Annotated in this window: 13 protein-coding genes; 5 read left to right on the forward strand and 8 right to left on the reverse strand. The window is 28.4% G+C overall.

Annotated elements, in window-relative coordinates; translation table 11 throughout:
- Window positions 1-127: 127 nt before the first annotated feature.
- Genes miaA through gmk form a run of 3 tightly spaced genes read right to left on the reverse strand, consistent with a single transcriptional unit; the run spans window position 128 to window position 2,053 of the window.
- Window positions 128-1,057 carry a tRNA (adenosine(37)-N6)-dimethylallyltransferase MiaA gene (miaA, locus tag Q0J90_RS01510; protein ID WP_297276228.1) on the reverse strand — a complete coding sequence of 310 codons (930 nt, stop codon included), beginning with the start codon at window positions 1,055-1,057 and terminating at the stop codon, window positions 128-130.
- A 1-nt stretch (window position 1,058) separates the two neighbouring features.
- A complete protein-coding gene (locus Q0J90_RS01515; protein ID WP_297276229.1) occupies window positions 1,059-1,478 on the reverse strand; it encodes a hypothetical protein in 420 nt (139 codons plus the stop codon).
- A gap of 23 nt (window positions 1,479-1,501) precedes the next feature.
- On the reverse strand, window positions 1,502-2,053 hold the full coding sequence (gmk, locus tag Q0J90_RS01520) for a guanylate kinase (protein WP_297276230.1): 552 nt from the start codon (window positions 2,051-2,053) through the stop codon (window positions 1,502-1,504).
- Window positions 2,054-2,223: 170 nt separating this feature from the next.
- Between gmk and gltX the strand changes: the two genes are divergently transcribed.
- On the forward strand, window positions 2,224-3,669 hold the full coding sequence (gene gltX, locus Q0J90_RS01525; RefSeq protein WP_297276231.1) for a glutamate--tRNA ligase: 1,446 nt from the start codon (window positions 2,224-2,226) through the stop codon (window positions 3,667-3,669).
- A gap of 22 nt (window positions 3,670-3,691) precedes the next feature.
- Window positions 3,692-4,078: a response regulator gene (locus tag Q0J90_RS01530; protein ID WP_028329827.1), complete on the forward strand. Its 387-nt coding sequence runs from the start codon at window positions 3,692-3,694 to the stop codon at window positions 4,076-4,078.
- A 298-nt stretch (window positions 4,079-4,376) separates the two neighbouring features.
- Here Q0J90_RS01530 and Q0J90_RS01535 read toward each other — a convergent pair whose 3' ends face one another.
- From Q0J90_RS01535 to Q0J90_RS01555, 5 genes are all read right to left on the reverse strand, one after another.
- Window positions 4,377-5,165, reverse strand: coding sequence for an ABC transporter ATP-binding protein (locus Q0J90_RS01535; protein ID WP_028329829.1), 789 nt, complete (start codon window positions 5,163-5,165; stop codon window positions 4,377-4,379).
- Window positions 5,166-5,180: 15 nt separating this feature from the next.
- Window positions 5,181-6,089, reverse strand: a complete 909-nt coding sequence (locus tag Q0J90_RS01540; RefSeq protein WP_297276232.1) for an ABC transporter permease — start codon at window positions 6,087-6,089, stop codon at window positions 5,181-5,183.
- A 59-nt stretch (window positions 6,090-6,148) separates the two neighbouring features.
- On the reverse strand, window positions 6,149-7,114 hold the full coding sequence (locus Q0J90_RS01545) for an ABC transporter substrate-binding protein (protein WP_297276233.1): 966 nt from the start codon (window positions 7,112-7,114) through the stop codon (window positions 6,149-6,151).
- 106 nt (window positions 7,115-7,220) lie between these two features.
- Entirely contained in the window at window positions 7,221-7,850 is a 630-nt protein-coding gene (locus Q0J90_RS01550; protein ID WP_297276234.1) for a MotA/TolQ/ExbB proton channel family protein, read from the reverse strand.
- Window positions 7,851-7,977: 127 nt separating this feature from the next.
- Window positions 7,978-9,033 carry a glycosyltransferase gene (locus tag Q0J90_RS01555; protein WP_297276235.1) on the reverse strand — a complete coding sequence of 352 codons (1,056 nt, stop codon included), beginning with the start codon at window positions 9,031-9,033 and terminating at the stop codon, window positions 7,978-7,980.
- 419 nt (window positions 9,034-9,452) lie between these two features.
- On the opposite strand from Q0J90_RS01555, the gene argC reads away from it, so the two are divergent.
- The 3 genes from argC to argB form a co-directional block, all read left to right on the forward strand.
- Window positions 9,453-10,511 (forward strand): N-acetyl-gamma-glutamyl-phosphate reductase, encoded by a 1,059-nt coding sequence (argC, locus tag Q0J90_RS01560; protein WP_297276236.1) that lies wholly within the window; start codon window positions 9,453-9,455, stop codon window positions 10,509-10,511.
- Window positions 10,512-10,543: 32 nt separating this feature from the next.
- Window positions 10,544-11,797 carry a bifunctional glutamate N-acetyltransferase/amino-acid acetyltransferase ArgJ gene (gene argJ, locus Q0J90_RS01565; protein ID WP_297276237.1) on the forward strand — a complete coding sequence of 418 codons (1,254 nt, stop codon included), beginning with the start codon at window positions 10,544-10,546 and terminating at the stop codon, window positions 11,795-11,797.
- Window positions 11,798-11,821: 24 nt separating this feature from the next.
- Window positions 11,822-12,482 (forward strand): acetylglutamate kinase (gene argB / locus Q0J90_RS01570; protein WP_297276238.1); only part of this gene is annotated, 661 nt, incomplete at its 3' end.

Below are 12,482 nucleotides of genomic sequence, written 5' to 3' on the forward strand. Positions count from 1 at the left end.
ATCCACTTAATACCTCTAATTTTAATAAGAATCCTATTATATAATTATATCATAGGGCATTTTTATAGTCAACATATATTTTTGATAGGAATAATATATTAAATATTTTTAATAATATATAGAAAAACTAAATACCATAAAATGACTTTATACAATCAGCTGTAATATCTATATCATTAGGTGTAATTCTCTTATGTTCCTCACGTCTGAACCATGTAAGCTGTCTTTTAGCAAAATTTCTAGTGCGTTTTTTGATAAGTTCAATGGTTTCTTCTAAATTCAAAGAATCATTAACAATATAATCATAGCATTCTTTATAACCTATAGCCTGCATAGATGTATTAGAATTATTAACTCCCATATCAATAATTTTTTTAACTTCATCAAGCAAACCTTTTTGAAACATTAAATCAACTCTTTTATTTATATTATCATAAAGAGTCTCTCTTTCAATATCTATAATGCAGCTTAAATATTCTAAATCAACAACAGGTTTTCTAGTTTTTTTAAGATCCGAAAATTTTTTACCTGTATTATAATACACCTCTAAAGCCCTTACAACACGTCTGCTGTTAAATCTGTCTATATTTTCTGCTGCCTCTTTGTCTTTATCTAATAGTTCTAAATACAAACTCTCTAATCCGTATTTATCTATTCTATCATAAAGCTCTTTTCTAATCTTTTGAGAACTATCTTTATTATCATTTTCTTCTTCAAATATACCGTATTTAATGGCATCTATATAAAATCCGGTACCGCCTACACCAAATATTATTTTATTATCATCTATATTAGATATTACATCTTTAAATATATCAAGATAATCTTTTATATTAAAATTAACAGTAGGTTCAAGGATATCAACCATTTTATAATTATATTTGCTTATTTCTTCTGCCGATGGTTTGGCAGAGCCTATATCCATATATTTATAAACCTGTATCGAGTCTATAGAAATTACGGCGGAATTATTATTGAAATATTTATCTATTAAGTTATGTACAAAACCGCTTTTTCCGGAGGCAGTAGCTCCGGATATAAATACAATTTTCTTCACTTTATTTATTCATCTTTCTTTTTTGAAGCTCTTTTCTTTTTTTAGGCTTATCCTCTTCTTCATCATCATAATCATCATACATATCGTCAGAATCATCAATATCAGCTGAAACATATTCAACTTCATTATCTTCAACTACTGTTTCCTCTTCTGTAGAATATTCAGATTCATTATATTCAATTTCAGAATGTTTAAAAGGTGCTTCTTCATCAACTATCATATCAACACCTTCTTCATATTCATATTTAATTTTACCATCTAATATATTTTTCATAACAGTAGGAATATATTTTCCACCTCTGTATTTAGTTTCACCTTTTAATAAAGTTCCGCCGTTTTTAGCTAATTCTATCATAGCTCTGCTCAATTCATAACGGTTGCCTCTATATTCTATAAGCTTTTCCAACGGTATTATACCCATATATTAAACTCCATTATATAATTTTATAATTTTGAATTTATAGCTTCTTCAAGCTCTTTATAAGCCTTTTCTATATCATCATTTTCTATAATAATATCAAATTTATCTTTGAATGATATTTCTCTTTTAGCATTCCATATTCTAGTTTTAATACTTTCTTCTGTTTCTGTACCTCTTGCTTCCAATCTTTTTTTAAGATCTTCTATTGAAGGAGGCATTATAAATATATAATTTGCTTCTATTTCTTTACTCTTAAGATATAAAGCACCTTGAATATCTATATCAAGTATTAAAATATTATCTTCATTATCTGCTTTTTCTAACTCTTTAAATGCGGTTCCGTAATAATTATCATGAACATTAGCCCATTCTATGAAATCGCCATCCGATATCATTTGTTCAAATTTTTCTTTGTCTACGAAATAATAATCTTTACCATCAACTTCGCCTGATCTTGGTTCTCTAGTTGTATAAGAAACACTAAATGAAGCGTTAGGATGATTAGCCATATATTTTTTTATTAGAGTAGTTTTACCTGCAGCTGAGGGAGCTGTAATAACAACAATATTGCCCATAATACACCAAATATAGAATTACGATTAAGTATAACATAATATAAAAAAGATTTCAAGTTCTATTGATAAAACAAATAAAATTTATTTCGGCATAAAACTATTATTTAATTGATATTTATTTGTTTTGATGTATAATAGTCGAAGTTTAAAGTAACAAGGAGTAAATTTTTATGTCGGATATTAGAGTTCGTTTCGCTCCATCTCCAACTGGTTTTTTACATATAGGAAACGCTAGAACTGCATTATTTAATTGGCTGTATGCCAAAGCTATAAATGGTAAATTAATTCTAAGAATAGAAGATACTGACCAAGAAAGAAGCACTAAAGAAGCTGTTGATATGGCTATAAAATCATTAAAATGGCTTGGAATAGATTGGGATGAAGGTCCTGAAGTAGGCGGAGATTATGGTCCGTATTTTCAATCTGAAAGACTTGATATATATAAGAAATATACTGAAAAACTTATGGAAGAAGGAAAGGCATATTATTGTTTCTGTACTTCTGAGGAATTAGAAAAGAAATCTAATATGCAGAAAACTCTTAATCAGCCTATTATATATGACGGCAAATGTAAAGATATACCATTAGAAGAAGCTAAAAGAAGAGTGGCAAACGGAGAACCTGCTAAAATCAGATTCAGAGTTCCTAAAAATCAGGTTGTTACATTTGATGATTATGTAAGAGGCATCGTAAAAACAAACAGCGATGAAATAGGAGATATTATTATAGTAAGAGAAAACGGCTTCCCTACTTATAATTATGCTGTTGTTATAGATGACATGCTTATGAAAATTACACATGTTATAAGAGGAGAAGACCATATATCAAATACTCCTAAGCAGATACTTATATATGAGGCATTAGGTTCAGAAGTACCTAGATTTGCTCATACTTCATCAATACTTGGAAACGACAGAAAAAAATTATCAAAAAGACATGGCGCTGCTACTTTAATGGAATACAAAGATGAAGGATTCCTTCCTCAGGCTATGAGAAACTTCCTTGCTCTACTTGGATGGACTCACCCGGAAGCTATGGAAACTATGGTTGATGATGATATGATTAAAGCATTCAAATTGGACAGATTCTCAAAAAGTCCTGCTATTTTTGATACTGCTAAATTAAGACATTTAAATGCTTGGCATATAAAAAATACAAATTTAGATGAAATTACAGAACTTTTTATACCATATCTTGTTAATGGCGGATTTTTAAAAGAAAACTATACTGAAGCTGAACATGCTTGGGCTAAAAAACTTGTTTCTGTTATAAGACATAATTGTGTAGTTTTATCAGATATAGTAAAATATGTACCTGTTTTCTTTGAAAATGATTTTGAACTTACAGATGAAATGAAAGAACTTGTAAATAAAGAAGAAAGTAAAAACTTACTTAAATTTATAAAGAATGATATAGAAAGTACTGATGAAATTACAGATGAATATATGAAAGCCCTAATCAAAAAGGCACAAAAAGAAACTGGATTAAAAGGACCTAACCTATATCACCCTATACGCTATGTATTAACAGGCAGTGCGGCAGGAAGTGAACTATCTCATATATGTGAACTTTTAGGTAAAAAAAGTGTTCTTTATAGATTATCTAAATACATTTAAAATAATTATATGGGGATAAAAAATGGTAAATGGTAAACCTTTGATACTAGCTGTGGATGATGAAGAGCCTATAAGGAATCTTATAACATATACTTTTGAACCTCATAATCTTGAAGTAATTACAGCAGAGAATGGTAAATCAGCAATAACTATACTAGAACACAATCCTGTTGATGTTATTATCACAGATTTATTAATGCCTTCTATGACAGGACTTGCATTAATAAGAGAAATGAAAAAGAGAAAAAGTTCAATACCTATAATCATTATAACCGCTTATGGAAATACAGAAATGGTTAAAGAGATTATTGCAGAGGGAGTATTCAGACTTATAGAAAAACCTCTTGATTTCGATGTATTAGTACCTATAGTTCAAGAAGCTATAGAATACAAAAATAATAAAGAATAATTATTTATAATATTAATATATTAACTGCAAAATTATAAGATTCTATTTCAATAACTTGATATAAAATCTTATAATTTTTCTTTTATATACTGTGTTCAAAATATTATAAAATATACCAAGTTGATCCAAATATATCAAATGAAAATCTTTATAATGATTTTAAATATAAATAATTATATTGATTATAATATGACATAAAGATTAATTCATAAAATAACAAAGTTAAAATACTGCCGGATTATGACAATTTTGACTATAATATGTCTTATAACAGAACAATCAAAAAATATAAAAAACATTAAGAGAGCAGTAATTTATCGCTTAAAGCACCTTCTTCTGTTTCAAATTTCTTGAGTAAGTCAGATATCTCTAATGATTTCTTCTCTTCGCCTGCAACATCATATATTATATGTCCGTCATTCATCATTATAAGTCTGTTCCCGTAATGAATAGCATCTTTAATATTATGAGTAACCATAAATGCTGTAAGCTTGTCTTCTCTAATTATTTCTTCTGTAAGGTCTAATACTCTTTTTGCTGTTTTTGGGTCAAGTGCCGCAGTATGTTCATCTAATAGTAAAAGTCTTGGTTTTTTAAGAGTAGCCATAAGAAGAGTTAATGCCTGTCTCTGTCCACCTGATAAAAGCCCTACTTTTGACTGAAGCCTTGTTTCAAGTCCTAAATCAAGTCTTTTTAATTTTTCAACGTATTCTTCACGCTCTGCCTTAGTTATACCCCATCTTAAAGTTCTTCTTTTACCTTTTCTTTTAGCAAGTGCCAAATTTTCTTCTATACCCATATTAGATGCAGTACCAACCATAGGATCTTGGAAAACTCTGCCGAAAAGTCCTGCTCTTGCATACTCTTTCTTATCCGTAATATCTACTCCATCAACTGATATAGTACCATAATCTACTTCATAAACTCCGGCAATCAAATTCAAAAGAGTGGATTTTCCTGCTCCGTTTCCGCCTATAACTGTAACAAAATCTCCGTCATTTAATTTAAGGTTAACACCCTTAATAGCTTTTTTTTCTGTAATTGTACCTTTATTGAATGTTTTATAAACTTCTTTTAATTCCAACATAATATTCTTCCTATATTACCCTTTTCTTTTGCCGCCTACAACTCTGGTAACCTTTCTATTTAATACAGGCACTGAAAGAGCAATAGCAACTATTATAGCTGTAAGAAGTTTTAAATCTGTAGCTTTTAATCCCAATTGAAGAACTATAGCTATTATTATTCTATATATAATAGAACCCATTACAACAGAAGCAAGCTTGTACCAGAATGAGAATCTGTTTCCAAATACAACCTCACCTATTATAACAGAGGCAAGTCCTATAACTATAGTACCTGTTCCCATACCCACATCAGCATATCCCTGACTCTGAGTAACCAAAGCACCGGATAAAGCAACCAATGCATTTGATATCATAAGTCCTATTATTTTCATAACATTAGTATCTACACCTAATGCCCTAATCATTCTTTCATTATTTCCTGTAGCTCTTATAGCACAACCCATCTCAGTACCGAAAAACCAGTACATTATAGCTATGATGATTACAGAAAATATAAATCCTACGAGCAAATCGGATAATACTTTATTTAAAGATAAGAAATTTTGTATTATAGTTAAAGAAGTATCCATTCCTAAAAGCGGTATATTAGGCCTGTTTCCCATAACTCTAATATTAATAGAATATAAAGCTATCATAGTAAGAATACCGGCTAATATACCAGGAATTTGTAATTTTGTATTCAAGAAACCTGTTGCAAATCCAGCCAAAGAGCCTGCTAAAAATGCAAAAAACAAAGTGATAAAAGGATTCATACCGTTAGAAATGAGCATAGCACTCACAGCACCTCCCAATGCAAAGCTGCCGTCAACTGTCAAATCAGGAAAATCCAATACTTTAAATGTTATATAAACACCAAGCGTCATTACACCCCAAATTATACCCTGAGATGCTGCACCTTGTATTGCAAGTAAAAGCCCTTCCATAAAAAATGTTCCTCTGCACTATTATTTTTTATACTCTATTATTTTTATAAAATTATTATTTATTTTTGATATAATGATTCCGGTATAGTAATACCTATACTATTAACCATATTAGTATTTACAACTAAATCAAACTTTTTTAAAGTTTCTATAGACATTTCACCAGGTTTTTTAATACCTTTTAATATAATTACAGCCTGAGAAGCTGTTAATTTTCCAAGTTCATAATAACTTATAGCATAAGTAGCAGTACCCCCAAGCATAGTCATACCGCCCTCTCCGCAAACTACAGGAAGTTTAGCAGGCTCTGCAACTAATGCAACTGTAGCCATGCCGGCTGCTATCATATTATCAGTTGGTGTATAAATAGCTTCTACTTTTCCTATCAAACTTTGAACCACCTGCTGTATTTCATTAGCACTTGTTACTGTAGCATCTATATATTTTAATCCCATAGAATCTAATTTCTTTTTAGCTATATCCATTTGAAATACTGAATTCTGCTCGCTTGAACAATATAAAAGCCCTACTGTTTTTAAATTAGGAGTTATTTGATTTAATAGTTCTATTTGTGTTTCTACCGGAGTTAAATCAGAAGTTCCTGTAACATTTCCGCCAGGAGTTTTATTATTAGCTACTAAATTAGCTGCTGCCGGATCAGTAACTGCTGTAACAAGTATAGGTATATCTTTTGTCATATTTGCCACAGCCTGTGCCGCAGGTGTTGCTATTGCCAATATTAAATCACTTTTATCATTAACAAATTTTTGACCTATAGTAACACAATTAGCTTGTTCTCCCTGAGCATTCTGATAATCTATAATAATGTTTTTACCATCCTCATATCCTGCCTCTTTAAGACCATCAACAAAACCTCTGTAAGAAGCATCTAAAGCATCATGTTCAATTAACTGTAAAATTCCTATTTTAAATACTTTATCAGATGATTCTGTATTAGAAGTTTTTGATGAACATGAAATAAAAATTAATGATATTATAATTAAAAAAGAATATAGATACTTCATAAATAAACCCCTATATTAAAAAAAATTATTAAAAACTATATATAGTAATTATACTACATAAAATAATAATGTCAATTAAGATATTGAGATATCAAAATAAAATTAATTAATTATTAGTTTTATCATTTGAATTTATTATAAAATCTGAAACTTCATTGGATAAATTCTCCATAAACAATATTCTTGAGTTTATGGCATTAACAAAATAATTATAAAAAACAACAGATGGAATTGCAATAATAAGTCCAGCTGCTGTTGTAAGAAGTGCATTAGCAATACCTCCTGCTAAAGCTGTAGGCTTTCCGCTTCCAACAACAGATATAACCGCAAAAGATTGTATCATGCCTAATATAGTACCTAATAAGCCAAGCAAAGGAGCTACTGTAGATATTGTTGAAAGAGTTGAAATAAATCTTTCTAATTTCGGCAATTCTTTGTTAGATTGGCTTTGCATAAATTCTTTAGGCATATTAGTATTTTTTAATCCTGAGATGATTATATTGGATAAAGGAGTTTTATTAGTTTCGCATAATGCAATAGCTGCTTTTATTTCATTATCTTTAACTAAAGAAATTATCTTTGGAGCTAATGAATCATCCTGTGCTTTTATTCTTGTAAAATATATAAATCTATCAATTATTATTGTAAGTGCCAATACTGAAGATATAATTAAACCAATCCAGCAAACTGTCATAGCTGAATTAAGCAAACTATCTGAATTAAATATACTATCCATCTATAAAATGCCTCATAAAAATATAAAAATTATTACAGTTAGTTAAAACATTATAATTGTAAGAATATAAAAAATCAATAATTATAACTTATATTTTATGAATATTTTAAAGCTTAATAATTAAAATTTATAATAATTCAAACTCATATTTTATTTTAGATCTGATTTTATCTCTTAATTTTTTTGATGGAATTATCCAAACTATAAAATCTATAATTTTATTTATTTTTCTATTTAATAAAGTTATATCATATTGATTAAATATATTAATATAATAGATTGGATTTTCTTTAAACCAAGGTGTCAAAACAAAATATTCCCACATCTTATAAAAATACATATTTTTTTCATATATAGGTAAATAACTAGGAGGTAAAGAAATAGGCATAAAACCTCCTGTATAATGTGCAATACATATATTATCATCATAAAAATTTTTATCGTATAAAGTTATTGCTCCAACATTATATTTACCATCAATCCTTTTTATTTGATCATTTTTTATAAAATAATTAAAAAATATTTCATCACCAAATTTAATTTTATATTCTATACATCTAATTAAATGTTCTTCCAAATCTTTTTCAGTTATAAGCCCTCTCAATCTTTTTAAATTCATATACATAAAACCAGAATTTACCCATTCATTTAAATTTTTATCTTCTATTCCAAATTTATGCAAATCATCATCATCAAAAAAAGAATCTTTAATCTTATTCTTATTTAATTTATTATTACTAACAAAGTGTTTTTCTAAAATTTGATTTTCATGGCAATATCTTCTTGTTGCTACTATTAAATAATCATTTATATCTATTTCAAATACTTCTCTTAAACTTTTCAAAACTATCATATCGCAATCTAAAAACAACACTTTATCAAGGTCTTTAAGTATTTCTGGAATGTCCAATTTAATAAATACATTGTATCTCCATACTATTAATTCTTTATATTTTTTTTCCCAGCTTTTATATCTATCTATTCGAGGAACATAGAATTTTATATCAAAATTTTTTATTTCTTTTAATTGTAATAACTTATTTTTATTATCATCCGTCATATCCTCTGTAATTACATGAAAACAAAAATTATCATCAGAAGATGAATTTTTTAATATAGAAGTAATTAATGTACCTAAATATATAGTATAATTATTATCGCTTATCATGCATATATTCATCATTTTTTTAAAATACTCCTATATGATAGAATACTATTATAATAAAATATGATTTTTATATAAAAATTAGATATTAATATGAAAAATATTGTATATATTGCGGCTTGGCTTGGCTTGGCTTGGCTTGGCTTGGCTTGGCTTGGGATTAAGCAAATATTTTGTGCAATCTTTAACATATTTTTTATTATACAATATTTTTAAATAAAAAACAAGTAAAATTAATACTATAAAATAATCACAAAATCATTGACATTTTTAAAAAAATAAAATATCATTATTGCCGATAGTAAATATATTAGGATTATCATTTATGTATAATTCATTACTACATTATTTATTTATACTAGGTAATTCATTACTTTAATTCCTACTTCAATTCAAAAACATTCTAAATATACAAATCTTTATTACGGAGTTTACCAATGATAAGAGTTTCAGTTATAGGAGCAACAGGATATGCAGGAGTAGAACTAATCAGACTTCTATTATCTCATCCTAAAATAAAATTACAAAATCTATCTTCAAAAAGTTTTGTAGGTAAAACAATAGATGAAATATATGCTAATTTAAACAAAAATTGTAATAAAACTTTAATAGATGAAAACGAAATTTTTGAAGAAACAGATGTATTATTTGCTTCGTTACCTCACGGACTAAGTGAAGAAATTGCAAATAAATGCTATAAAAAAAATATACTATTTATTGATTTGGGAGCAGATTTCAGGCTTTCTGATGAAGAAGATTATAAAAATTGGTATAAAAAAGAATATAAATATAAAAATCTTCATGAAGCTGCAATTTATTCAATACCGGAAATAATTAAATATGATAATGTATTCAATAAAAAAGATTTAAGAAATGCAAAAATCATAGGAAACCCAGGATGTTATCCTACATCTATAGGATTGGGATTGGCACCTGCATTGGTGAACAAGATAATAGAAAAGGATGACATAATAATTGACTCAAAATCCGGTGCTACTGGAGCAGGAAGGGAATTAACTTTAAACACTCACTTTACAGAATGCAATGAAGCATTTGCTCCATACAAAATTGCTGAGCATAGACATACGCCGGAAATAGAACAAACATTATCAAACATTTATGGGGAAAACATAAAAGTAACTTTTGTACCTCATTTGCTTCCGCTTAACAGAGGCATAGTTTCAACAATATATACTAAATTAAAAGACAAAAGCACATCATTAGAAAATATACATAAACTATATAAAGAATTCTATAAAGATTCAAAATTTATACGCATGCTTGATATTGGAAATATAGCTAATTTAAAAAATATAAAATATTCAAATTACTGTGATATATCTTTACACATAGATAGTAGAACTAATAAATTAATAATAGTATCAACTATAGATAATATGGTAAAGGGAGCAGCTGGTCAGGCAATTCAAAATATGAATATAGCATTAGGGTTAGATGAAGATACTGGATTAAACATCATTCCGCCTGCATTTTAATATTAAAAAAAAATTTATTTGGGAGAATAAATATGACACAAAATAACGATAACATAAAAAGAGTTGATGGCGGTGTATGTGCTGCTAAAGGTTTTTTTGCAAATGGAATATATGCTGGTATAAAAAAGAAAAAAGAGAAAAAAGATTTAGGGGTTATATACAGCAAAAGTATGTGTTCTGCTGCTGCCGTATACACTAAAAATAAAGTATGCGGAGCAAATATTATAGTCAGTAAAGAGCATTTAAAAAATGGACAAGCTAAGGCTATTATATGTAATTCAGGAAATGCAAACACATGTAATAAAGACGGTGTTGAAGTGGCAAAAGAAATGTGCAAATATACTGCTATGCATTTAAATATAGATGAACAGGATGTTGTTGTGGCTTCTACAGGAGTTATAGGAATGTCCCTTCCTATAGATCCTATAAAAAATAATCTTAGAACTTTAATAGATAATGCTCAAAATACAGCTGAATATTCTAAAAATGCTGCATTATCAATTTTAACAACTGATACATTCACAAAAGAAGTAGCATATTCTTTTGAATTGGATGGAAAAACTATTAGTATCGGAGGCATAGCAAAAGGAAGCGGAATGATACATCCTAATATGGCTACTATGCTTTCCTTTATTACAACAGATATTAACATTACACCTCAAATGCTGCAAAAGGCTTTAAGTGAAGATGTTATAAATACATATAATATGATTAGTATCGACGGAGATTCATCTACTAATGATATGTGTGTAATACTTGCCAACGGAGAGGCTAATAATAAATTGATAGATTCTGAAAATGATGATTATAAATTATTCTGTCATGCTTTAAATAGATTAAACACCCATCTTTCAAAATTAATAGCAAAAGACGGAGAAGGTGCTACAAAATTAATTGAATGCGAAGTTATAAATGCAAATAATTTAGATACTGCAAGAAAAATAGCTAAGTCTGTAATACAATCAAGCCTAGTAAAATCTGCTATATTCGGATGCGATATGAACTGGGGAAGAATATTATGTGCTATAGGATATACAGATATTGATAGTATAGAAATAGACAAGATTATTGTAACTATTGGATCTAGTTTCGGTTCTATAGAAGTATTTAGAAACGGATATGGTTTAGAATTCGATGAAGATGAGGGATTAAAAATACTTAAAGAAAATGAAATAAAAATAATGATAAATATGAACAGCCATAAAAATAACGGAGTAAAAGCTGTTTCTTGGGGATGCGACTTAACTTATGATTATGTAAAAATCAATAGTGCGTACAGAAGCTAAACAAATAAAAAATAGGAATATATTATGAGCCTTACAGATATATCAAATAAAGATAAAGCATATATTTTAAATCAGGCATTGCCTTATATACAAAAATATCAGCATAAAACCGTTGTTGTAAAATACGGCGGAAGCGTAATGGAGAATCATGAATTAAAAGAATCTGTTATGAGCGATGTTGCTTTATTATCAACTTTAGGAATAAGGGTAATAGTTGTACATGGCGGCGGTAAAGATATAACAGAAATGCTTAACAGAGTCGGCATAGAATCTAAATTCATAAACGGACTTAGATATACAGATAAAGAAACAGCTGAAATAGTAAAAATGGTTTTAGCTGGTAAGGTAAATAAAGAACTTGTCGGCATACTAAACAGCTGCGGAGGTCAGTCTCTTGGAATATGCGGTATAGACGGAAATATGTTTAAAATAAAAAAATACGATTCTAATGATGACTTAGGGTTTGTAGGTGATGTTGAAGAAGTGAATGCTCATTTATTGGAGACTATAATAACAAATAAATACACTCCTATAGTTGCTACTATAGGATGCGACGGAGAAGGAAACGTATACAATATAAATGCTGATACTGCTGCTGCTAAAATAGCTGAAAGTCTTAAAGCTGAAACTTTAATGTTTATGACTGATACACCAGGGCTTCTTAAAGATAAGGACGATGAATCTA

It is taken from the genome of uncultured Brachyspira sp., from assembly GCF_944390595.1.
In the GTDB taxonomy this organism is placed as follows: domain Bacteria; phylum Spirochaetota; class Brachyspiria; order Brachyspirales; family Brachyspiraceae; genus Brachyspira.